Origin of the sequence: Rhizobium sp. GR12 (genome assembly GCF_036596185.1) — a bacterium.
In the GTDB taxonomy this organism is placed as follows: Bacteria; Pseudomonadota; Alphaproteobacteria; order Rhizobiales; family Rhizobiaceae; genus Agrobacterium; species Agrobacterium nepotum.
In genome coordinates this window covers 265,820-288,904 of sequence record NZ_JASXTH010000003.1, presented here as the reverse complement: position 1 = coordinate 288,904, position 23,085 = coordinate 265,820, and the positions used below count along the sequence as shown (strand labels likewise).

Genomic DNA, 23,085 nt, shown 5'->3' with positions numbered 1-23,085 from the left:
AACTCAGTACGAGCTGTTCAGCGGCGAAACGGACGCGGAGGATCTTGTCGACGCAAAGGACTTCAGATGCTTTCATCGGCCAAGTTGTGTCAGGAAGGTTCCGGGCGAACAAGTCCAGGCTGCACTCCATCCCCGATTGTCTCATGCCCCGTTACCGGCAGATAGCCGATCAGCTCGTCCGTGGTCATTACGTTGGCATAGATCATGTGCAGCCGCTGGAGCTCGCTTTCATGTAGGTCCATCGAACCGGCGGCGCAGGCATCATCGACAACGATGACGTCGAAGCTCTCGTCGGCGAGGCTGCGTACGGTTGAGGAGACACACTGGTCGGTAAAAATGCCAGCGCAGACGACGTGGGTGATCCCAATATTCGCCAGCACTAGCCTGAGATTCGTGCCTGTCAGTGCGCTGTCGGTGGTTTTGGTGACAACGATCTCGCCGTCTCGCGGAGCGATTTGCGGCAGGATCTGCGAGGCTTGCTCATCCTTCGGGAGCAGAAGGTTATTCCACCCTGGTTTCCTCTGACTGAGTGAACGGTCCCGTCCGTCGCTGCGAAGACAGGCAATTCGCGCGAAAAACACGTCGAGGCCGAGCGCGCGAAACCGTTCCAGGAGACGCTGGGTATTGGGAATGACGGTACCGTGCATGCGCTCGTGGAACGGCGCCCAGGCATGGTAACGGTCGAGATCGTCACCCGACAGAGCGCCGGAATCCGGGCGATCAAGATAAGTGTTCTGCATGTCAATGACGAGGAGCGCCACCTTGCCCTTTTCGAGCACTGGGTCCTCGGGCTCCGGCGCGCCCTGATAATAGAAGGAACGGCGTTCGGTTTTCCAGTTCATCGGGACGTCCTCATACGTCCGCCTGCCGGCGGCGAACCAGCATGATGGCAAGCCCGCCCGCCAGCAACAATACGGCGGCGGAAAGCGTGCTCATCGTGCCAAGCGCCGGAACCATCGGCGAATAGCCGGCAACCATCTTCGAATAGAGCCATTTCGGGATCGTCGAGTCGACGCCTGCCGTATAGAGCGATAGCGGAAAATTGCCCCAGGAGAGCAGGAACGCGAACAGCGCGCCTGACCAGATGCCCGGCCAGAGGATTGGCAGGGTTATCTCGCGCAGAATGAACCAGCGGCTCGCTCCAAGGTCACGGGCGGCCTCCTCCAGCGTGGGATCGAAGGAATAGACCTGAATGGCGATGACCAGTGTCACCACCGGAACGATCCAGACGAGGTGAGCGACGACGGCTGTCTGCCAACTCGGATTGATGCCAAGCGCGTTGAACCACAGGAGCAGCGCGAGCCCCAGCACCGGCTGCGGAAAGAACACAGGCAGAAGAATGGCTTTCTGGAACAGCTTGCGTCCCTTCCACTCGTAGCGGGCAAAGGCGAGCGCGCCAAAGAAGGCGAGGATCACGGAGACCAGAGTGACGATGAAAGCAATCAGAATGGAGTTCTGTACCAGCGTCTGGATCTCAAGCGAGGCCAGGGTCTTTCCCCACCATTCCGTTGAAAAGACGCGGATAGGGAAGCCGAAATAGCGCCCCTTGGACAGGCCGGCCAACGCTCCGCAAAGGATCGGGAGGTATACGGCAAGGACGACGAAGGCGGTCCAGGTCTTGACGAAAGCGCGGGCGCGGATTTGCGAGCGGGTTTCCATGTCTCACTTCTTTCCCAGAATGCGGTCGAGATCGAGCTTGGACAGGACGTAAAGGGCAAGCCCGCTGACGATGGCGACGAGCAGGAGGGCGAGCGCCGAGCCAAGCGGCCAATTCTGCGCGTAAGTGAAAGCAACCTCGATATCCTGGGCGATGGTGATGACCGACTGGCCGCCGAGGATCTTGGATTCGGCGATCGCGCCTGCGCCTAGCACAAACGTGAGCAACATGCCGATCAGGATACCGGGCATGGCGAGTGGCAACTCGATCTCCCGCCAGATCATCAGCCGATCAGCCCCAAGATCGCGGGCCGCATCGACAAGATCCCTGGGGATCATGGCAATGCCAAGCGACATTGGGAACAGCATGAAAGGGAGATAGACATAGATCATGCCAAAGAGGATGGCACCGGGCGTGTAAAGAAGCTCAGGTCCGCCTGAGAAGCCGAGCCACTTCAGCCCGCCGTCGAGCACACCGTTCTTGATAAAGAAGAGTACCCAACCGTAGAGGCGGACATTTTCCGAGACGAACAGCGGAAAGACGAAGAGCACGCCGATAAGGCCAGACCACTTGCCGAACATGCGATTGAGTCCATAGGCGATCGGATAGGCGATTACCGCCAATAATACGACTGTGGCGAAGGCATAGGCGATCGACCAGGCAAATGACATCCAAACGGTGTTAGAGGTGTCAAAGATCACCGCGAAGTTGGCGAATGTGAATGAGCGAAATACCGCGAAGCTCTTCGGCGTGGCGAAGGCGTAGGCGGCCACCGTCAGGAGCGGAGCGAGAAAACCAAGCAGCAGAAGGATCGTGACAGGCGCGGCCGCGCGCAACCCTGGAGAGAGGGAAGGCGAAGGGCTTTTTTCGCCGACCGTTTCAGCTTGGGTCATGGTTGCCATATCAGTCTCCCACCACGATGGCATCGCTGGCATCCCAGCCGATGGTAACGATGTCGCCTGAACTGACATCGGAGACGGCGGAGCGTGTGGCCTCGACCAGGTAAATCCGGTCCCCCGAATGAACCTGATACTGCATGCGCGAGCCGAGAGAGTATTCGTTGTAGATCGTGCCGGAAATCAGGTTGTCGGCGCTCGATGAACCGGTGACGAAGCGCATGGTTTCGGGCCGGACGATGACAGTTGCCGTCTCGCCAATCGCTTCTGCGACGGGCGCAACGGTGAGTGGCTTGCCGTCGGCAAGCGTCCAGGCGCCCCGACCCTCGCGCTTGACTTCGAAACTGTTGACCTCGCCAAAAAACTCCGCGACGAAGCGCGTTGCCGGCTTGGTATAGATTTCCTCAGGCGTGCCAATCTGAACAAGGTGACCGCGACTCATCACCCCGACGCGGTCAGACATGACCATGGCTTCCTCAAGCGAATGGGTGATGTAGACAAAGGTCTTTCCGCTTTCGCGGTGCAGGTCCTTCAGCTCTTTTTCCAGAACTTTCTTCAGTTTGTAGTCGAGCGCCGACAGCGGTTCGTCGAAGAACAGAACGTCGGGATCATAGGCAAACGCGCGGGCGAGCGCCACGCGCTGTTTTTCGCCGCCGGAGCAACGCATCACGTTCTTGGAATAATAGCTCTCGGGCAGGCGCACCATGCGCATGAATTCGAGCGCGCGGATTTTACGTTCGGCAGCCGGTATTTTACGGACCTTCAGCGGAAACTCAATGTTCTCGCCAACGGTCTTGTGCGGGAAAAGCGCAAGTGACTGGAATACGAGACATGTTGGCCGCTTGTCGGCCGGCACGCTGTTGATCACCTCGCCACGCAGCGTGATATAGCCTTCTGATGGTGATTCCATGCCGGCCAACATACGCAGAAGTGTGGTCTTGCCGGACCCGGAGGGTCCGACAATGGTGACGAATTCGCCCTCCTTGATATCGACACTGATGCCGTCAACTGCGGCAAAATCGCCGAAAATCTTTCGAACGTCGACCAGTTGCAGTACCGGTTTGGGCGCCGGTTGCACTTGGGCTTTGATTGTCGATAAGGTGTCGGGCAGGCTGGGCGAGATCATCGCAAGGCTCATGGTCTTTGCTCCGTCGGGACAGGCTTGGCTCAACCGCGCAGTCGCTTGGCAGCGGTCATCAGTTCCAGTGCCTTGTCGTAGTCGGGTACGATGTCGTATTGCGCCGAGCGCTCCATATCCTCCTCAACGGTATCCCACTGGATGGCTTCCATCTCGTCCTTTGTGAAGAGTTCAAAGCACTTGGGGTTGCCCATCTGCGTTACCGGATTGAATGTGCCTTCAGCAAAAGCGACGGTGTGGGCGACTTTCGGATCCTGGATGTATTTCAGGAACTCCACCGCAAGCGGCGAAAGCTCGGGATTGTTGACCGTCGAGGTGATCTCGATCCAGGAAATACCGCCCTTGCCATCCATCGGCCCCCTGAGTGGCGTGATCGCACGCAAGTTCGTATAGCCGTCGGCGCGCGCGGGAGAAACGGAATAGGTGCCACCGGTCATATAAAGGTCGATCTCGCCCGAGACGAGAGCCTGATTAAGTGACGCCATGTCGCCGACCATTTTGGCGCCCTTGAACACCTTTTCAGCGGTTTCGGCGAAGGCCTTTAACTGCTCCTGTGTGTGCTCCTTGAACGGGTCTATGCCGGCGATCAGGAAAATGTTGAAGACGTTCCAGTCGTCGGATTCCTGTATTCCATACTTGCCAGCGAGCGAGGCGTCATTGAACAGGTCCCAGCCCTGCTCCTCCGCCGTTGACTTGCTGATCTTATCGGTGTTGACAACAAAGCTATAGGGCCCGAAGCGTTGCGCCATACCGAGCAGGTCCTTGCCATTGTCGCTCATCGCCCAACGATAGGGTGCCTTGAAGTTGGGAAGCATGGCATCGAAATAGGGTTCGAACTCGGCGCGCGGCAGCGGCTTGATCAGGCCGGCCGGCCCCATGACCTTGCGTGCCCAGGGATTGTTGACATTGATGAGGTCCCATATTCTGGTTTCGCCCGCGCGCAGCCGGTTGATCATGGTCGGGTCGTTGGTCAGGCTTTCGGCCTTGACCGTAGCAGACTGGCTGGAGCGGAACGGATCCAGGACCTGGGCGGAATTGTAGCCCTCCCAGCACAGGATATTGAGCTCTTTCTCGCGGGCCGCGAAGGCACGCGTGGCGCTTGCCAGCGGACCAGCAAAAGCGGCCGCACCCATCATCTGCATCATATTGCGTCTGGAGATTTTCATCGTCGTGGTTCCCCTTTTCTTGGCCGCTTGAATGGTTCGCGGATCAATTATGTTGGAACTTTGTCGTAAAAATGTGTGATTTACAACATGTATTTTCTGCTTCATGTTGGAAAGCGTAACAAGTGGTGCAGCGTGCGAAGGACAATGCGATCGTCGCGGAACAATACTACTAACAATCTAATATTGCTTTGCATTTGTTTTGTGCAGATGGAGTGCGGCGCGTGCCGATGTTTTGATCTGACGCCTCGAATTGAGGCAATGGCGCCCTGTGAATTTGTGGAAACTACAACAAAAAAGAGTGGAACATGTTGAAGTCATTGCAAGGAAAAACCGTCATCGTTACCGGCGCAAGCCGAGGAATAGGCAAGGGCATAGCACTGCGCTTCGGGGAGGCCGGCCTGAATGTCCTCGTCGTGTCGCGCAGCCAGGCCGATGCCGACAAGGTGGCGTCCGAAATCGGAGCAAACGGTTCGGGGTTTGCGGCGGATGTCAGTACGGAGGAGGGCTGCAAGGCGATGGTCGACGCAGCCGTAACCCGCTATGGCGGCGTGAACGTGCTGTGCGCCAATGCTGGTATCTTCCCGGCGGCCAAACTCGGCGAAATGTCGGCAGACGACTTCGACCACGTGATCTCGACCAATCTCAAAAGTACCTTTCTCAGCGTTTCCGCGGTGTTGCCGGCCATGACCTCGGCCGGTGCGGGTCGTATCATCATCACGTCCTCGATCACCGGGCCGATCACCGGTTATCCGGGCTGGTCGCATTATGGGGCAAGCAAGGCCGGCCAGCTCGGATTCATGCGTACGGCCGCGATTGAGCTGGCGCCAAAGAACATCACGGTCAATGCCGTTATGCCAGGCAATATTATGACCGAGGGGCTCGAGGGCAACGGTCCAGATTATATCGCCACGATGGAGGCCTCCGTGCCGCTGCGTCGTCTGGGAACGCCGGCGGACATCGCGAATGCCGCGCTGTTTTTCGCATCGGAAGAGGCGGCCTATATCACCGGCCAGTCGATCGTCGTCGATGGCGGTCAGGTATTGCCGGAATCGCTCAGCGCGCTGGAGGCGATGGGCTGAAACTGGAAGAAGCCGGGCGACATCATCGCCCGGCTTGCCTGCAATGTCTTCAGGCGGCTCGGCGCGCCTGGAGAATACTGTCCAGGGTGCCGGTGAAGAGGTCGACATCCTCGTTCGAAAAACACAGTGGCGGCCGGATCTTCAGCGTCGCGCCATATTTGCCCGCTGCCCCGATCAATATACTGTTGTGCTTCAACTGATTGATCGCATGGGTGGCGCGTGTGGAGTCCGGCTCCCCCGTGGCGGGGTCGACAAAATCAAGGCCGATGAAAAGGCCGGCGCCCCGCACATCGCCGATTTCCAAATGCCGACTTTGCAAAGCCTGCAGCGATTGCTTGAAGTAACCGCCGACAGTGGCCGAGCGTTCGATCAGACCTTCGTCCTCGATCACTCGCAGCACGGCATGGCCAGCGGCGGCGGCTACCGGATTGCCCCCGAAAGTATTGAAATAACCGGTTTCCTCGCAGAACCTTTGGAGCAGGTCAGGTCGGGTTACAACGCCGCCCATGGGGAAGCCATTGCCCATCGGCTTACCCATCGTGACAATGTCGGGCGTCACGCCGTGACGCTCGAAGCCCCAGAGGCCACCTCCCGTCCGGCCAAAGCCCGGTTGGACCTCATCGGCGATCAACAGGCCGCCGGCACGGTGCACCACGTCAACCGCCTCCTTCAGGAAACCTGCGGGATCGGCATAGATTCCGTCACTGGAAAAGATCGTGTCGACGATCAACGCGGCGAATTTAATGCCCCGCGAATTGAGCTCGCTGATCGCCTTTCCCACGGACGCGGCGAAGTTTGAGGCCACGCTTATACCATCACGAGCCACAGGCGCTGGAACGATTGCCACAAACGGGGCGGGTTTGCGCTTGCGCAGCGAGGAGGGAGAAATCTCGGTCACCAGTGCAGTGTTGCCGTGATAGGCTGCCTCGGTGACGATGAAGCCTTCCGCGCCGGTTCCAATGCGGGCGATGCGCATGGCGAGGTCATTGCTCTCGCTACCCGTGCAGGTCAAAACGACATTGCTGAGCCCTGCCGGGAATTTGGACAGCAGATTTTCGGTATAAGCCTCGACGACGCGGTTAAGGTAGCGCGTGTGGATGTTGAGTTCGCCGACCTGTCGGGAGACAGCCTCGACCACACTTGGATGGCAGTGGCCGACCGACGGTACGTTGTTATAGACGTCGAGATACTTGCGTCCGCCGGCGTCATACAGATAGGCGCCCTGGGCGCGGACCATCTCGATCGGCTGCTCGTAAAAAAGCACGGATGATGCTCCAAAAGTCGCCTGACGCTTGGCAATGCGCTCTGCAAGTTCAGCGGAAAACCCCTCGGTACGGCTCGCATCAAAACGGTTGAGGTCGAGAATTTCCTTAGTGGTGGCGCTCATTGGGCTCTCCTCAACTGTGCTCGGCCAGATAGCGCTCGGCAAGCGCCACAGTGCCATCGGTGTAGGCCGTGCCCATGGACTGGGCCGTCGGCGTTTCGGCATGGGAAGCGATCCATGCCGTGAGCTGCATGCGGCGAAGCATGATGAACATCGGCAGGGCAGCCTCGTGTCGCGCATCGAGAGGGGCGACACGGCGGTAGCCTTCGAGCCAAGCCGCCATCAAGTCTGGCATGAAGGGCTCATGTTCCATGAAGCTGATCGCGGCGGCAAAATCGTAAGCGAACCAGGACAGACCGCAATCGTCGAAATCGATCACTCCAAGTCTGTCACCGTCGACCAGAAGGTTCGCGGCGCGCATGTCGCAGTGAACAAGGCCGAAGCGGTCCTCGCCATAGCCGTAGGCCGAGGTCTGAGCTTCGAGCAGCGCATGCGTTCTTTCTAAAACGGACTTCCCATCGGCTGTCAGCCCAAGGGCGTCTCGCCAGTCACCCCAATAGGCACCGTTCCCCAGGATGCGGTTGAAGTTCCAGGTCTTGCGGATAAACTTTTCCGGTCGCGTCCATCCGCGGCTATGGGCATGCAGTTTCGCGTTGATTTCTCCAAGCGTCTTGTACCAGTGGACGAGGTCGGATTCAGCATTGGGCTCCTTGCCGGCCATATATTCGAAGGCGACGGCGTGGCGCGTGGTTTCGCCGTCTGAGAAGATTTGAAGGAGGCTGCCGTCGTTTGCGGTGACCGGCCGCGGCGTAACAACCACGCCATCTTGCCGCAGCGCATCAATCCATGCGAGCTCGGAAAGTATCTCCGCTTCAGTATGGTAGTCGGGCCGATGCACACGCACGATCAGGTCGCTTCCGGTGGTCTCGTCGGCGATACGAAAAGTCGCGTTCTCGGAGATCGTCAGGAGCGTCAGAGTGGCTTCTGGCGAAAGGCGCCACACCGACGAAAGGTCTTTCAGGCCTTGTGCCAGCTTTGAAAGAAAATCTGTATCATACAACATGCATCGCGCCCATCTTTGAGTTTTCTTGGCAAATACAACAATAATAATGTTGGAATTGCAACATTATTATTGGGCATGTCAGCTTTGTTCCGAGGCGCTGGCGGCTGATTTGGGTTTGATCTCGTGCCTTGACGATGTCCCAGATTTCATACTGCGAACGTGGGATGCGGAGAAGGTGGGTTTAGAATGCGAGGCTATGGCGGGCGGGACTCGGCCATGGCCAGCAAGAAGTGAACGTGCGCGGCGAGGGGAGAGCGGTTTGGGGAGATGTGTATATTATGTCCAGATGAGCCCTTCTGTATCTATGAAAAAGCACATCATTACGGATAGTCAATGTGATGAGTTCGGCAGGCATTCGGAGGTCGCGAGTTCGATTCCGCTCAAGTCGTTTACCCTGCACCTTTACTCAGCGCGACTTCTAAACTTAGCAAGCATAGGCGAGGGGATGGGCAAGGCTGACGGTAGAAATCACATTCATGTCGATCCCATAAATGTCATGCAGCACCTTTGGCGTGAGAATTTCGTTCGGGGGTCCGCTGGCAATGATCCGCCCGGACTTCAATGCATGGATGCGGTCACAGAAACGGGCTGCCATATTTATGTCGTGCAGGACGATGACGACGCTTTTGCCGCCCTCGTGCGCCAGACGTCGGACAAGCGAGAGGATCTCGATCTGATGAGCGACGTCAAGTGCGGCGGTGGGTTCGTCCAGCAGGAAGCAATTGGCGTCCTGGGCGATCATCATAGCGATCCAGGCGCGTTGCCGCTCGCCACCTGACAGGGTTCCAACAATGCGGTCGGCAAAGCCCCCAATATGCGTTGCTCGAAGGGCGTTCCCAACCTTCTCCTGGTCTGTTTTCGAAAATCGGCCTAGCGCACCGTGCCTTGGGTAGCGACCACAGGCTACGAGCTCACGGACCGTCATCTCCGACCCAGTGCTGACGTCCTGCGGTAGATAGGCAACCGAACGCGCGAAGGCTCGGTCCTGGAAATTCCGCAGGTCTTGGCCGTCGTATGAGACTGATCCGGTGGTTGGTCGAGCTTGCCGGGCGAGAATTTTCAGAAGACTGGATTTTCCGGAGCCGTTGTGGCCAACCAAAGCCACAATCTCGCCGGCTGGAAAGTCGAGAGTGACATCCGACAGGATGACGCGGCGGTCAACTACGAGTCCGATGTTCCGGACGGTAAAGGCTTCGGTGATCCGCTCTGGTGTGTCCGTCTGTTGAGGTATCGTCACATCAATTCCTTTCGTTTGGCGGCGGTCTGTCGGTCATAAACCTCATTTGATCGTAGGTACCCGTTTGAAGCCAAATTTGTTACCCAGCCACGGATAACCGTGTGAAGCGCCACTATCGCATGTCTTGTTTTAGAAGCGGGCATGTCTTGCAGTAGGCTAGGGATGGTATGAGATACCGGATGCAACAGACCCGTCGTTTCCTGACCTTCGCCCCATCCAATTCAGGATAACGGACCGGCTCAAAGAGCGGGTTCGCCTCGCCGTCAGACAGCCGGCGAGCCCCGAGGAGCACCCGTGCTTGCTCAACGCTGATTTTTGCGGGGGCAGACTTCTCACAATAGCTGAGAACGTTCTCGACGATATTGCCTGCATTGCTCCAGAGAACTTTGCGGGACAGGCCCGAAACGCGTGCGATGGCGCTGATGACCGGGGCGATGTGGGCGTCAATCACAAAGGAAAAACGCTCTTCTGCGGTCCGGGGAGTTATCGCCAACCCAGCATGTCTGAGGCAAAAGGCTTCTGGACGACCAAGCTCGTCCAGTATGACGCCGGTCTCGTCGACATCAAGCGCCAGCCTCCAGTCAAGCATAAGCGAGGCCGCGACAGATGGAACGATGAGTTTTGAAAAGTAGATTTTCGACCATTGCGACGCAACCGCTCTTGGTTCCGGCTGTTGATAAAAGGTGGAAAACCTCTCGAGGATCGCAGATAGACGACCAGGTTGCGTCAGGTCGGCGACCAGTTCGAAATTACGGGTGTGGTCGTTGACGACGAGCCCGGCTCCCACAGGGGCGAGATCCCCGAGAAATAATCCTGCCAGCTCTGGAATCATCGCTGCACCAGTAGCAGCCCGTAGAAGACTGCGCCAATGATCATCGATACCAGTCCGGCCGGCACCTCCCAGGGAAACGCAATGGTGCGTCCAATCCAGTCCGAAAGAATTAGTAGTGTTGCACCTAGCAAGGCAGCTCCGGCCAATTGCGTAACTGGTTTTCGCAAGCCGAGCAGGCGGGCAAGGTGCGGTGCAATCAGCCCGGCAAAGCTCAAAGGCCCGACGATCATTGTCGCCGTCCCGGTCAGCCCGGCGGTCATCAGCAACATGGTCAAACGCGCCTTTGCAAGAGGCAGGCCGACCGAGGTGGCAGCCGACGCCCCAAGCGGGACAATGGCCAGCCACCGACGTGTCAATGGCAGGAGTGTCAGGAACACCAAAAGCACCACTATGGCGACAACGGCATCTCCGGCTCGTACGGAATATGTGGAGCCGGACATCCAGCCCAGCATCCGGGTAATGCGGATGTCGCCAAACAGCACCGAGACCGAGATGACGGAGCCCGCCAATGCCGTGACGGCGACGCCATTGAGTAGCAGTTTTTCCGGCACGAAGGCTGAGCGCCTTGCGATTCGCAAGGTGAAGGCAAGGAACAACAGGCAGCCCAGCGTCGCGAGAAGCATGGTCTGGGTTCGCCCAAGCGGCGGCAGAAGAAAGACTACGGGGATCATTAGCAAAGCCACCCCGGATGAGACTCCCAGAAGCTCTGGACTGGCAAGCGCGTTGCCGGTCATCCGCTGCATAAGGCAACCCGCCATCGCCAGCATAGCGCCGGCGCTGGCCGCCGCAACTGTACGCGGAAGTCGCCATTGCAACAGCTCGACCCACTGGGTCCCGGTTGTTATGTGCCAGCCGTCGGGAAGCCTGCCAACACTGATGGCAACCATCGCGACGAGCGCGAATGCGCAGGCCACTGCAAGAAAACTGGTTCCAGGACTTCGGCCGTGCGCCCGCAAGTGCGGCTGTCGGTATTCGGCAGGGGCGTTTTTTACCCGATTGAGCAGCCAGATCAGCATGGGTGCGCCGAGAATCGCGGTCACGGCACCAGCCGGGATTTCTATCAAACCGCTAAATGCCTGCAAAGCCTGATCGGTGACGAGCAGCAGACCCGCCGAGATCAGTGGTGCTGCAAGGAGACGGTCCTTGAACCGTCGCGCGCCGCTTGCCTGCGAAAGTCCGGCGCCAGCTAAACCGACGAAGCCGACCACGCCCAACTCGGCAATGACGAACACTGCCGGAACGATCGCAACGAGCAGCGCGAGCGCTCGCAATCGGGCTGGGGAAACTCCCAGTCCTCGGGCGGAAGCCTCCTCCAGCCCAAGCAGGGTCAAAGGACGGCACAACCAGAACGCCGATATCCAGGCTGCAGCCAAACATGGCAGCAGCAGGAGGGCGATGTGCCAATTGTCCTGCGTCAGAGATCCGATCTGCCACGTGAGGAGGTCGGCAAGTTCCTCGAAGTGGGCCAGGATCAGCATGGCGGTCAGCGCATCCAGGCTTAGCGACAGCACAAGACCGTTGAGGACAAGGGACAATGCGGAAAAACCACCTCGTGCCGATAGGGCCAAGACCAGCGCTATGGTCATTGCCGCGCCAATAAAGGCTGGCAATGCAAAACCGAATATCAGCAGGGCAGGGAAGCAGAGTATGGCGATTACCACTCCGACCCGTGCTCCTGAAAAAATGCCGAGCGTACCTGGTTCAGCCAGGGGGTTGCGCATCACCTGCTGCAGGATCGTGCTGCTGAGGCCCAGCATCGACCCGCTGAGGATTGCGACGACGAACCGCGGCAACAGGCTGAAATGAACGGTGACCTGTTCGATATTCGTCAGATCCGGATCGAACAAGGTATCCAATCCGCGCGGAGAGAGGTTCGTGGATCGCAGATTGAATATAAATAGCGCGCATCCTGCTGCTATCAGCAAGACTGCAAGCAGCAGACTCCGGTTTCTGGCCGGGCCGCCAGCTCTCGCATCAGACATGCTTCACCTGCGCAAGACCGCTTGCCAGCTGCGTCGCCAGTCGCTCGACCGAGCGTACTCCGCCATTGGGGTAGATGACCGGCATCCTCACGATCCGACCTTCCCGCACAGATGGAAAGGCGCTCCAGAGCGGACTTTGCGTCAGCTGTTCCAGCGCGCGGTCGGTCTCTGCTCCACGATCAAAATGAATGATGATTGCATCGGGAACGTCTGCCAGACGTCTTAGGGATACTGAGGCCACCCCCGATCCGTTGACACGACCGGCAAAAGCATTGCGCAGGCCCAGACGTGCCAGGGTGTCCCCGACCATGCCGTTGCCACCAAACACCGCGGCGTTGCGACCGTCGCGCGTGAACCGACACACATAGACGGGACGGTGCAGGCCACTCAAGGTCTGTTGGGCACTTGCGATTGCCTGTTCGCACGCAGCGATCGCGGCTTCCGCCTCTCTTTGTCTGCTCAGCAGTTCTGCAAGCTGCCTCAGCACGGACTGGACGAAGGTGACCGCCGGGATATTTTTGGGAAAGACCGCGAGCGGCAGTACTTCGGTAATCCGGTTCAAATTGTCGAGGCCGGCGGTTTGCCAATCCGCCATCAGCAACAGGTCCGGTTTCAGGATCTGCAGATATTCGAGACTGGGCTCGTTCAATGGCCCAAGATCGGCAACCTTGTCCGACAGCACCGGCTCGGCCACCAGTCGCCGGTATAAGGGAATATTGGCAATGGCGACGGGTTGAATGCCGAGTGTCAGGAGCAATTCGGTCAGCAGCAGATCCATGCTCACAATGCGCTGCGGGCTCGTCGGCTTGGCAATGCCAGGCCATGCAAACAGGGCCGGGGCAGCCAAAGCCGCCCCGATGAACTTTCGCCGGTCGAGGAGTGGCGATCCTACCATTTGTAGGAGAGTGTCGCGGACACGGTCAGTGGCTCGCCGTGGCGGCATCCATCCGACGATACGCATGTATAGAACTGCTTGTCGAACAGGTTGCGTGCGTTCAGTTTCAGCGTTGCGCCATCGAGTTCGTTCCTGAATTTGCCCAGGTCGAAACTCGCCATCGCGTCAACGAGCACGTAGCCCGGGACGTTGCCGGTGTTATCGGTGAGATTGGTCTCGCCGACATAGCGGACACCACCGCCGATCTTCACACCCTCTAACCCCACATCGTCCATGGCGTAGTCCGCCCATAAAGAAACATTGTGTCGAGGGACCAGAGAAACCTGCTCACCGATTTCGTCCGTCTTTGCGCTTTCGGTGATTTCTGCATCCGTATAGGCATAGGCTGCGACCAGACCGAGATTGCCGAATTCGCCGCGTGCTTCGAGCTCGAGGCCGCGCGATTTCACTTTTCCCTGCTGATAGGAAAGTCCGGCGGAATCATACGTCACGACATTGGTCTGGGTCAGATCATAGACGGCGGCGCTGAACAGCATGTTGCTGCCGAGTGGTTGGTAGCGCAGACCGGCCTCGTACTGCACACCCTCGTTTGGCTTCAATGCTGCCTTCGTGACACTATCAATGCCTGCCTGCGGCAGGAAAGACTGGCTGGCGCTAAGATAAGGCGCAAATCCGTTGTCGAACAGATAGACAAGACCAACGCGTCCGGTCAACGCGGAGTCCCTCTGTTCCGTTACGGCCCCTGTTTGATAGCTTTTCGACGAGCTGTTGGCCCAGTCGTGCCGACCGCCCAGAAGCATGACCCAGTGATCGTCGAATTTGATCTGGTCCTGCAGATAGATGCCATATTGGTCGCCAACCGCGTCAGCGCCACGATCCACACGGTAGTTGATGGCCGGCGATCCGGTATAACTGCCGGTATCGAGGTTCAGCAGGCTGGTAGCTGCTCCTCGGAAACGATGGGAATCGTAAGAACGGCGGTAGTAATCAAATCCGCCAAGGACGGTATGTTCGGTACCAAACGCGTCGAAGGAATATTCGAGTGAACTGTCCGACGTAACACCATAGGATGACTCGTTACGTGCGCTGCCCAGACGTGCCAGCCTGCCACCTGTGCTCGACAGAGGCGCGATGTTGCCCATCATGTAGTTCCATTCAAGGTCAGAACGGAAATAACGGTTGCTGTTTGAAAACTTCACGCCGTTGTCGAACTCGTGCTCGAAGATCGTTCCGATCGAGTACATATCGATATTGTATTTGTCGAAACTGTCGATGCCGAGAAACGCATCCCTTGGTATGTTTTCCGCGCTGACATCCGGGTACAAGAGCGGCGTGGCAAACCGGGTATGGATATGCTGGTAGCTGGACAATACCGTCAGTGACGTCGCTTCATCGGGCTTCCAGGTCAGGGCAGGTGCGATATAGGTCTTGTTGTCAGGTGTGTTGTCGACCCAGTTGTCGGCATTGCGTAAAAGGCCCGTCAGGCGGTACGTCAGCACGCCGTCATCGGTCACAGGTCCGCCGAAATCACCGGAAAGCTGCTTGCGGTTGTTGCTGCCGTACTCGACATTGAGTTCGCGCAACTCGGTGTCAGTTGGACGTTTCGATACGCCGTTGACGATGCCACCCGGTGCCAGTTGGCCGTACAGCACAGACGACGCACCTCTCAGCACCTCTACCCTCTCCAGGCCATAAGGTTCCTGTCCGCCATCATAGACGTTGGACTGGAATTTCATTCCATCGCGGAGTGTACCAGTATTGCCGTTTGCCACATTGAAGCCACGGATGGTAAAATCGTCGACAATACGGCTGAAGGTACCAGACTGCGTCGTCACCCCGGGGGTATAACTGAGTGTATCGGCGACCGAGGTGGCTTTCTGAGTGCTGATCTGGTCTGCGGTCACAACTGTGACGGACTGCGGTGTTTCGATGAGTGGGGTGTCGGTTTTGGTGGCCGACGAGTTGCTTGGGGCAAGATAGCCTTCGACCGGGCCAACCGCATTTTGTCCTTGGACTGTAATCTGCTGCAAAACCGTCGTGTCGTCCGCCGGGACAGGGGCAGTCGTTGCCGCAGCGGCACTGGAAATGGTGACCGAGGTGGGGCCGGTGAACCGATAGGAAAGGCCGGTTCCGTTGAGGATCTGCCCGAGTGCTGCATCCGTCGAGCGCGCGCCATTGGTGCCGGGGGATATGCGTCCGCGCGTCAGGCCGGCATCATAGAGAACTTGAACTCCGCTCGCGATACCGAACCTGGACAGCGCCGTGTCGAGTGCCCCTGCAGGAACGGAGATCCGTTGTTCCTGTTGCTGCGACCAGCTCGGTCCTGCGGCCATCAGCGACGTCCCGATTGTCAGGGCAACCGCCGTTGTGACGGTTGAAAGATGGAACCGCTTTTTTTTTGCCGCGACGCCCGTGTGCTTGCTCATCATAGTCCCCAAAAATATGCCACCTCGTAGTACGGTTTTGCCGGCACCACTAAAGACAAGAACGAATTGCCGCGCCCAAGCCGAAATCGCTTTCGATGATTTTCTGAAAAATTTTTCCGCCGGTGGAGAAATGGCCGTTGGCGCTATCGCAGAATGACAATGCCGGCGGGCAAGCGCGTAGCTGAAAGGTTCAGTGTCGCCTCCAACTGGGTAATGATCTCGTCAGGCCGTGACAGGTGAAAGACACCAGAAACGCGTCGTTGTCCGAGCGTACTGCCACCGATAACGACATTGCCACGACGATGGCGATTGATGTCCATCACGACACTGGCCAGGGGCTTGTCCCGAAACACCAGCAGCCCGCGTCTCCACGTCGCCATGTTCTGCGGCTCGTCCTGATCCATGTCACCCAGGCCCGTATCGAAATAGCGGACTGACTGACCAGCCTTCAACAGCATCTTCCCACGACATTCGACTTCGATCTGCCCTTCCAGGCAATCTACCGATATCTCATCGGAACCATGTCCTACGGCAAAGTTTGCGGCATGTGCGGTTGTGATGCCGTTCTCGGCGGTAAGCCGAAATGCGCGTTGGGGATCGGGGACCACATTGAACACAGCGGCGCCGTCGCCGAGGGTCAACGCTCGCGTGTGTGAGGTGAAATCCCATGAGAGGATTGACCCACCATCCATTTCAACAGTCGAGCCGTCGGCGAGTACGACGGTCTTCTGTTCTCCGCGCGCCGTCGCAAAATCGGCTGCAAGCGCTGAATAGGATGGCGTTATCCCCAGGAACGAACCCACGAAAGCTGTCCCAACGGCGGACGCAGCGATGGCGCCCCCACCGATAAAGATACGACGGGACAGGCCCATGCCCTGTGGATGTTTTCCTGTCAGCGCCGGACCCATCGTTTTCCAGAGCCGGGCCGCATCGACAAAAGCCTGCTCGTGGCTGGGGCTCATGCGGCGCCACGCTTGCAAACGCTCTGCGTCGTCCGGCGTGGCATCGCCTGACGTCAGGATCGCAATCCATTCGGCCGCCTCCTGCATGAGGCTTGAGCCGCGTTTAAAGTCGTCGTCCAAGGGCATAGGTCTAAATCGATCAGGATATCAGTCAGCGAGGTGGTGTTATGTCATAATGATAAGACGATTGGCAGCAGGCGTGCCGAAACCAATCAGCACATTATTTTTTGGGATCGACGGGTTCGTGCAGGCGTGCGAAGCAATATTCGATCGCTGCTCGAATTTCCAGTTCGATGGTTCGTGTCGATACGCCATGGGTGGCAGCGATTTGCCGATGCGGCTCGCCCTCGACGCGCGCGGAAAAAAGGATTGCTCGCCGCCTTGCCGGCAATTCGTCCATGATTTCCAACAATCTCGACAGTGTGTCGCGAGATATCAAGACGGCCTCGGGATCGGGCTGGCTATCATCGACATTCAGGAGCTCGTCAACCTCATGCGAATGAAGGCGGCGGCGGTGAGCTGATCGGCCATGGTCGATTGCAAGGTTTTTGACGAGGCGGCGGAGGTAGGGGACGGGAGCGACAAGCGTCATCGCTTTGCTTCGGGAAAAGCGGATCCATGCTTCCTGCGCCAGATCCTCGCCATCTTCAGGGGATCCGCCGCGTCTGGACAGATAGCGTGATATTCCTGCGCGTTCGCGCATGAAAATTGCTGCCATTTTGTCGTCGTGGCTTGCCATTCGTTGCGGCCCCGGCCGATGTGGTCGCTATCCGGTGACTGGATCAGCATCCTGAGTTCGTTGGGACTTGCATAGCGAGGAGCCGGATAAGAATCAATAGTGGAGTTTTCTGATCATCTTATAGAGTCGCTAAGTTCCTTCTAGCGTGGCAAGTGAGGAGTTCTACAATAGTGAGACCGCATGGCGGGGGTTCGATTTCAAGCAAGGGAGAAAAATGGACGGCAGGCAGCGCACGAAACGCTTCATCCTGTCGGGGCCAAGAAGTCGGAGGACGAAGCTGTCCAGGTTCAGTTGGGGAATGTGACGGCAAATTTGCTAACTGTTTCCCATCACGAAGGACTGGAATTACATGGTCTCTGTCGCCCGAGAGCCCAGATTTTTTGACGGAAGTTGGTCGCTCAGAGACAACGATTGCCCAGTATTGTTTTCGCTGCATATTTAATATTCTGGTCGCCAGTTCGTTGCCTATCAAGGCGTTAGAAACTTTATACCCGCTCTGATCTCTACGCCCGTCTCGCTGAAATATCTGCGACGGTGCTCCCGTTCGTCCTCAGCACCGCCTTACGGATTGTAGCCCCAATCATGCGCGGTCACGGGCGTTTTCCGTCGGAAGCTGCCGTACCGTTGCTGTGGGTGGAACACGCCGTATAATATCAAGTCAGCGCCGGGCACCAGGCAACTGCAACTGGGTCAGTTTGTGCGTGCGGACATGGTCAACGAGTGCGCGCAGTTTGGGTGCCATATTTCGCCGGTCGGGAAAATAGAGGAAGAACCCCGGAAACGGTGGCAGGTAATCGTCCAGCGCGGTGATCAATTCGCCGCCATCGATGTATGGGCGAAACGTCTCTTCCAAAGCAAATGTGATTCCGCCGCCAGCGACCGCCGTCCGGATCATCAGATGCAGATCGTTCGTGGTGATTTGCGGCTCGACGGCGACGTCGAAAGGAATACCGTTCTCTTCGAACTCCCATCTATAAGGCGCAGCACTTTGCGACGGACGCCAACCAATGCAGCGGTGGTGCACCAGTTCCCGAGGATGGCGGGGTGTTCCACAGCTCTCGAAGTATCCTGGTGCCGCGACCACGACTTCTCTCTCTTCTTTCGTGAGCAGCACCGCAACCATATCCTGCTCGATCACCTCACCCAGGCGAACCCCCGCATCGAAGCCGGCGGCTACGATGTCGAACATATCGTCGGTCACCGTGACGTCGATGGTGATGCCTGGATGCGCTTGGGCGAAGGACGCTATTAGCGGGCCGGACAGAAACTGCTCCGCAATCGAAGTCACCGCAATCCGCAGCAAGCCGCTGGGTCTCGCGTCACCCGCCACGTCCTCGAATGCAGATTTTACATCTGCCATCGGCTGAGAAAGCTTCTCACGGAAGCGGTTGCCTGCCTCCGTCAGCCTCACACTACGCGTCGTGCGACTGACGAGCGCGATGCCGCAGATATCCTCAAGACGTCTGATCGCCTGGCTCACGGCCGAGCGTGTGACGCCGAGGCGATCAGCGGCCGCCCTAAAATTCCCCTCTTCGGCGACGGCCAGAAACATTGGCACCAGGTTTAGATCGATTGTCATTGTCGTATCCGGTTAACCAATCCCGTTAGCGGAAAGGGAATACAAGCGACAATCGAATTTGTCTACCTATTGCTCATAGCCGACCGGAGCTTTGGCGGCTGGCAGACAGAACAACCGATCATCGAAGGAGATATTTTCCATGACACACACCCAGATCAGACTGGCAGCAGCTTTGGCTCTCGGGATCTTCGCCGGACCCGTCGCTGCACAGGATAGCGCATGCCCTCGGGACGGCGCCGATTCTCCTCTCGCACTCCATGCCGACTGGATCATGAAGGGCTGGGAACGCAATGAAGGTGATGGTAAATTCGTGTTCGCAGAAAAGCTGAACAAGTATTACGACCTCGAAAACACCAAAGGCGTTTTCTACGACAATTTTGCGCCTGGCAGCACACAGCTTTTTGACAATTCGGCTCGCTACGGCGCCAACTGGGAGGCGTTGCAGAACGCCGCTCGATCCGTTCGCCACGGGTTGACCGGAGGTCACGACGCCATCATCGATGACACCGTTGCCTCCACGACCCTTGGTTTCGTTGGCCGCATTGATCGTCTTGACGGCAAGGTTATCGCCTTTGACGGTCGCTCGCAGCTCGGCTGGACATGCACCGCCGGCAAATGGAAAATCCGCCATGAACTGAACTACGCCTGGGTCGTCGAACCCGAGACCATTCAGTCTTTCCTGGGCAAGACGGAGGCGGCGCAATGACGACCTCAACGCCTTCACATCCTTATGTCGGAATGTGGGAGACCGCAGATGGCCGCATCCGGCACCAGTTGCTTCCGAACGGCCGCTACGACGAGGCGCGCGGCTCACGCGAAAGCGCCTATCAAGGACGATACGAGGTGTCGGGAGACCACATCGAGTACTGGGACGATACCGGCTTTACTGCCGACGGCGATTTTGTCGATGGCGTCCTGTACCACGCGGGAATGGTTCTCTATCGAAAGCGGTAGGCGTGGCATGATCACGCCGGCAAAGTCATTGTCGGCGTGATCCATTTTTTCTTTCGCACGCAGCGAGCGCGCGCCTTCTGAAAAACGACGCCGTGTTAGATCGGCCCGACATGCGAGCGAACCGGCAATCTTTGTTTGTCATCGCGATCCCGGTTTATCTTCCTGCCGGAAGAAACCAGATGCTGCACTGCGTCATTTATGATGATCATGGGCGGAGATGTGAACAGCGAGCAGTTCCATTGAAGCTTCCCACCTCGTTCAGAGCTGCTGTGCCGCTCCAGAAAGGGTCCGCATTGGTGAATACCGAAGCACATCGTCAAAAAATCCTGCCCTCGATCCCGGGGGTTACCGAGAATCCAGCGGTCCTCGTGCCCGAACTGGAAGAGGTTATTGCAAGGCCCGATCGGACGTCTCCGCTCGGGCTTGAACAATATATTGCCGGTCGCACGCTTGTCAGCGGCGATAGCCCCGCCTGGAATGACATGTTCGTGCAGGTCTACTCCCGTCTGAACAAGCAGGAGCCGTTTCTCGTTCCCGCGGTCGCGGAGCCCTTGATCGTCTGGGTGATGTCAGGCGAAGCTGTCGTTGAGGAACGTGACCTGGATGGCGACTGGGTCGCCAACACCGTCACGGTTGGCGATTTTTTCCTGACCCGCTCCCCCACCCCGTACGAGATGCGCTGGCGCGCCATCGGTGACGCACCTTTCCAGGTCATGCACCTTTATCTCTCCGTTCCGCTTTTCGAGCGCATCTCCTACGACGTGCTTGGCTGCGCCGCGCCTCCTGCACTTCGCGACATTTCCGGAGGCAAGGACACGCAGCTGTCCCACATTCTTGCAGTGATCCATCAGGAGCTGACGTCTGAAGGCAAGGGGAGCCAGCTGTTCATCCAGGGCATCGCCCAGGCCCTTGCCGTGCATCTGATCCGGAATTACGCCGCCAGTGAAGCTACCGACGATCGGCAGAACGCGCTCCCCGGATTCAAGCTCCGTCGGGCCGTGGCCCACTTCGAAGAACATCTAGCCGAGCCGTTCAATCTGGCCCAGTTGGCTGAGACGGTCGGCATGAGTGAATTTCATTTCAGTCGTTTGTTCAAGAAGGCAACCGGGCTCTCGCCCTCGCGCTACTTCATTCGCCAGCGCGTTGCCCGGGCACAGCTTCTCCTGCAGGAGACGGATACCAGCATCATCGAGATTGGCATGTCCGTCGGCTATTCAAGCCCAAGCCACTTCGCCCAGGTCTTCCGTCGGGAAACCGGCCTGCCGCCGAGCCACTATCGGCGAGGCTAGTTTTTGACCCGTCGCGATTTCGAGCAAGATCGCGACAGGTAGAGCAAGGCCCCGAGAGAAGAGCGCCGACGATCGGCTTAAATTCCTCCTTGTCAAAACGAAACGCCCACCGCGGTGGTGGGCTTCAGACAAGGAGTGAAGACAATGACCAACCTCAACGGAAAGATCGCACTGGTCACCGGCGCATCGAGTGGAATTGGCGCTGCGACCGCTGCAAAGCTTGCTGAAGCCGGTGCCAAGGTCGGTATCGCTGCACGGCGCACCGACAAGCTCGAAGATCTCAAGAAACAGATCGAAGCCAAGGGCGGAGAAGCTCTTGTGATCGAGATGGACGTGGTTGACACGACCTCGGTCGATGCGGGCGTGAAGAAGCTGATTGATGCCTATGGTTCGATCGACATCCTCGTCAACAATGCCGGTCTTATGCCGCTTTCCGATATCGATCAGTTCAAGGTCGACGAGTGGCAGCGGATGGTTGACGTGAACGTGAAGGGCCTGCTCAACACGACGGCCGCCGTTTTGCCCCAGATGATCAAGCAGCATTCCGGCCACGTGTTCAACATGTCCTCGATCGCCGGTCGCAAAGTCTTCAAGGGCCTGTCGGTCTACTGCGCGACAAAACATGCGGTCACGGCTTTCTCTGATGGCCTGCGTATGGAAGTCGGTCAGAAGCATGGCATTCGCGTGACCTGCATCCAGCCGGGCGCGGTTGCCACCGAGCTCTACGACCACATCACAGATCCGGGCTACCGCAAGCAGATGGATGAGCTGGCCGGCCAGATGACCTTCCTTCAGGGCGAGGATATCGGCGACACCATCGTCTTCGCAGCCCAGGCCCCGGCTCATGTGGACGTCGCCGAGCTGTTCGTTCTGCCAGTAGAACAGGGTTGGTAACAGACCGGCCCTGAATGGTCCCTGCATTGATGCAGGGACCTCTCAAGGGAGATTGTCATGAAGGAATTACCCGCATCTCAAGCATATCGCGTCCTGGAACCTGGCCCGATCGTCGTGGTCTCGACCAGTGACAACGGCAAGCCCAACGTGATGACGATGGGCTTCCATATGATGATCCAGCACGACCCGCCGCTGATCGGTTGTGTCATCGGGCCCTGGGATCACAGCTATCAGGCTCTCCGGAATACCGGAGAATGTGTCATCGCTGTACCCGGTCTTGATCTTGCCGAGACCGTTGTCGACGTCGGGAACTGCTCGGGCGACAGGGTGGATAAATTCCAGAGGTATGGTCTCAAAACGCGACCTGCCAAGGACGTATCAGCCCCGCTCCTCTCAGACTGCCTGGCCAACATTGAATGCCGGGTCGTCGATACCAGGCTCTCGGATCCTTACAACCTCTTCATCCTTGAGGCGACGAGGATCTGGATCAACGAGAACCGTAAGGAGCGTCGAATGATGCATCACCGGGGTGACGGTACGTTCACCGTCGATGGCGGCACACTCGACCTTCGAGATCGGATGGTCAAATGGCGCCATCTCCCCTGAGAGGTGCCAGGCCCAAAATGCACCAGCAACCCATTACGAAAGGAAGAAAACCATGACTGCTTATCTCGTCGTTGATCTCGACATCCACGACATGAAGTCGATCGAAGACTACCGATCGAAGGCCTTGCCGCTCGTTGCCAAAGCTGGCGGCAAGCTTATCGCCATCGATGAAACCCCTCTGGAGCTGGAAGGCTGGAAAGCCACCAACATGCTCATCATCGAGTTCCCGGACAAGGACGCAATCCGTGAGCTCTTCGCATCGCCGGACTATGCGCCGCTTGCGGCTCAACGTCAGGCCGCCGCCGGGTCGCGTATCATTGCGATCAACGGCGTCTGAAAAACCGCATCGACTTTACTGAACAGGGAG

Annotated in this window: 22 protein-coding genes; 7 read left to right on the top strand and 15 right to left on the bottom strand. The window is 57.9% G+C overall.

Translation table 11 applies throughout. The features are described 5' to 3' along the window. Window positions 1-89: 89 nt before the first annotated feature. From QSK43_RS07215 to QSK43_RS07195, 5 genes are read right to left on the bottom strand one after another with little or no spacing between them, the layout of a single operon-like run. Window positions 90-842, bottom strand: coding sequence for a cysteine hydrolase family protein (locus QSK43_RS07215; protein WP_332302878.1), 753 nt, complete (start codon window positions 840-842; stop codon window positions 90-92). A 10-nt stretch (window positions 843-852) separates the two neighbouring features. Beyond that, window positions 853-1,659 (bottom strand): ABC transporter permease, encoded by an 807-nt coding sequence (locus QSK43_RS07210; protein WP_332302877.1) that lies wholly within the window; start codon window positions 1,657-1,659, stop codon window positions 853-855. 3 nt (window positions 1,660-1,662) lie between these two features. Then, window positions 1,663-2,559, bottom strand: a complete 897-nt coding sequence (locus QSK43_RS07205) for an ABC transporter permease (RefSeq protein ID WP_332302876.1) — start codon at window positions 2,557-2,559, stop codon at window positions 1,663-1,665. 1 nt (window position 2,560) lies between these two features. After that, a complete protein-coding gene (locus QSK43_RS07200; RefSeq protein ID WP_332302875.1) occupies window positions 2,561-3,691 on the bottom strand; it encodes an ABC transporter ATP-binding protein in 1,131 nt (376 codons plus the stop codon). Window positions 3,692-3,720: 29 nt separating this feature from the next. Then, window positions 3,721-4,857 (bottom strand): ABC transporter substrate-binding protein, encoded by a 1,137-nt coding sequence (locus QSK43_RS07195; RefSeq protein ID WP_332302874.1) that lies wholly within the window; start codon window positions 4,855-4,857, stop codon window positions 3,721-3,723. A gap of 305 nt (window positions 4,858-5,162) precedes the next feature. Here QSK43_RS07195 and fabG point away from each other — a divergent pair, with 305 nt between their 5' ends. Then, the gene (gene fabG / locus QSK43_RS07190; protein ID WP_332302873.1) at window positions 5,163-5,936 is read left to right on the top strand and encodes a 3-oxoacyl-ACP reductase FabG; all 774 of its coding nucleotides are present in this window, start codon (window positions 5,163-5,165) and stop codon (window positions 5,934-5,936) included. 49 nt (window positions 5,937-5,985) lie between these two features. Here fabG and QSK43_RS07185 read toward each other — a convergent pair whose 3' ends face one another. The 10 genes from QSK43_RS07185 to QSK43_RS07140 form a co-directional block, all read right to left on the bottom strand. Continuing rightward, complete coding sequence (locus QSK43_RS07185) at window positions 5,986-7,323, bottom strand: aspartate aminotransferase family protein (protein ID WP_332302872.1); 1,338 nt, start codon at window positions 7,321-7,323, stop codon at window positions 5,986-5,988. 10 nt (window positions 7,324-7,333) lie between these two features. Next, complete coding sequence (locus tag QSK43_RS07180; protein WP_332302871.1) at window positions 7,334-8,323, bottom strand: phosphotransferase enzyme family protein; 990 nt, start codon at window positions 8,321-8,323, stop codon at window positions 7,334-7,336. A 424-nt stretch (window positions 8,324-8,747) separates the two neighbouring features. Beyond that, entirely contained in the window at window positions 8,748-9,554 is an 807-nt protein-coding gene (locus tag QSK43_RS07175; RefSeq protein WP_332302979.1) for an ABC transporter ATP-binding protein, read from the bottom strand. 118 nt (window positions 9,555-9,672) lie between these two features. Continuing rightward, complete coding sequence (fhuF, locus tag QSK43_RS07170) at window positions 9,673-10,392, bottom strand: siderophore-iron reductase FhuF (protein ID WP_332302870.1); 720 nt, start codon at window positions 10,390-10,392, stop codon at window positions 9,673-9,675. Next, a complete protein-coding gene (gene fhuB, locus QSK43_RS07165) occupies window positions 10,389-12,374 on the bottom strand; it encodes a Fe(3+)-hydroxamate ABC transporter permease FhuB (RefSeq protein ID WP_332302869.1) in 1,986 nt (661 codons plus the stop codon). Before fhuB ends, fhuF begins: the two co-directional genes overlap by 4 nt. Next, on the bottom strand, window positions 12,367-13,152 hold the full coding sequence (locus tag QSK43_RS07160; RefSeq protein ID WP_332302868.1) for an ABC transporter substrate-binding protein: 786 nt from the start codon (window positions 13,150-13,152) through the stop codon (window positions 12,367-12,369). The genes fhuB and QSK43_RS07160 overlap by 8 nt, the downstream gene beginning before the upstream one ends. A gap of 110 nt (window positions 13,153-13,262) precedes the next feature. After that, the gene (locus QSK43_RS07155; RefSeq protein ID WP_332302867.1) at window positions 13,263-15,698 is read right to left on the bottom strand and encodes a TonB-dependent siderophore receptor; all 2,436 of its coding nucleotides are present in this window, start codon (window positions 15,696-15,698) and stop codon (window positions 13,263-13,265) included. Window positions 15,699-15,838: 140 nt separating this feature from the next. Beyond that, entirely contained in the window at window positions 15,839-16,783 is a 945-nt protein-coding gene (locus tag QSK43_RS07150; RefSeq protein WP_332302866.1) for a FecR family protein, read from the bottom strand. A 94-nt stretch (window positions 16,784-16,877) separates the two neighbouring features. Next, the gene (locus QSK43_RS27125; RefSeq protein WP_442967794.1) at window positions 16,878-17,360 is read right to left on the bottom strand and encodes an RNA polymerase sigma factor; all 483 of its coding nucleotides are present in this window, start codon (window positions 17,358-17,360) and stop codon (window positions 16,878-16,880) included. A gap of 694 nt (window positions 17,361-18,054) precedes the next feature. Continuing rightward, window positions 18,055-18,975 (bottom strand): LysR family transcriptional regulator, encoded by a 921-nt coding sequence (locus QSK43_RS07140; protein ID WP_332302864.1) that lies wholly within the window; start codon window positions 18,973-18,975, stop codon window positions 18,055-18,057. Window positions 18,976-19,114: 139 nt separating this feature from the next. Between QSK43_RS07140 and QSK43_RS07135 the strand changes: the two genes are divergently transcribed. From QSK43_RS07135 to QSK43_RS07110, 6 genes are all read left to right on the top strand, one after another. Continuing rightward, the gene (locus tag QSK43_RS07135; RefSeq protein WP_332302863.1) at window positions 19,115-19,681 is read left to right on the top strand and encodes a hypothetical protein; all 567 of its coding nucleotides are present in this window, start codon (window positions 19,115-19,117) and stop codon (window positions 19,679-19,681) included. Then, on the top strand, window positions 19,678-19,929 hold the full coding sequence (locus tag QSK43_RS07130) for an Atu4866 domain-containing protein (RefSeq protein ID WP_332302862.1): 252 nt from the start codon (window positions 19,678-19,680) through the stop codon (window positions 19,927-19,929). The genes QSK43_RS07135 and QSK43_RS07130 overlap by 4 nt, the downstream gene beginning before the upstream one ends. Before the next feature lie 293 nt (window positions 19,930-20,222). Further along, the gene (locus QSK43_RS07125) at window positions 20,223-21,218 is read left to right on the top strand and encodes an AraC family transcriptional regulator (RefSeq protein ID WP_332302861.1); all 996 of its coding nucleotides are present in this window, start codon (window positions 20,223-20,225) and stop codon (window positions 21,216-21,218) included. Between the two features lie 144 nt (window positions 21,219-21,362). Continuing rightward, window positions 21,363-22,112, top strand: coding sequence for an SDR family oxidoreductase (locus tag QSK43_RS07120; protein ID WP_062579306.1), 750 nt, complete (start codon window positions 21,363-21,365; stop codon window positions 22,110-22,112). A gap of 57 nt (window positions 22,113-22,169) precedes the next feature. Then, complete coding sequence (locus QSK43_RS07115; RefSeq protein WP_332302860.1) at window positions 22,170-22,718, top strand: flavin reductase family protein; 549 nt, start codon at window positions 22,170-22,172, stop codon at window positions 22,716-22,718. Between the two features lie 52 nt (window positions 22,719-22,770). After that, complete coding sequence (locus QSK43_RS07110; protein WP_332302859.1) at window positions 22,771-23,055, top strand: DUF1330 domain-containing protein; 285 nt, start codon at window positions 22,771-22,773, stop codon at window positions 23,053-23,055. The last annotated feature ends 30 nt before the right edge of the window (window positions 23,056-23,085 follow it).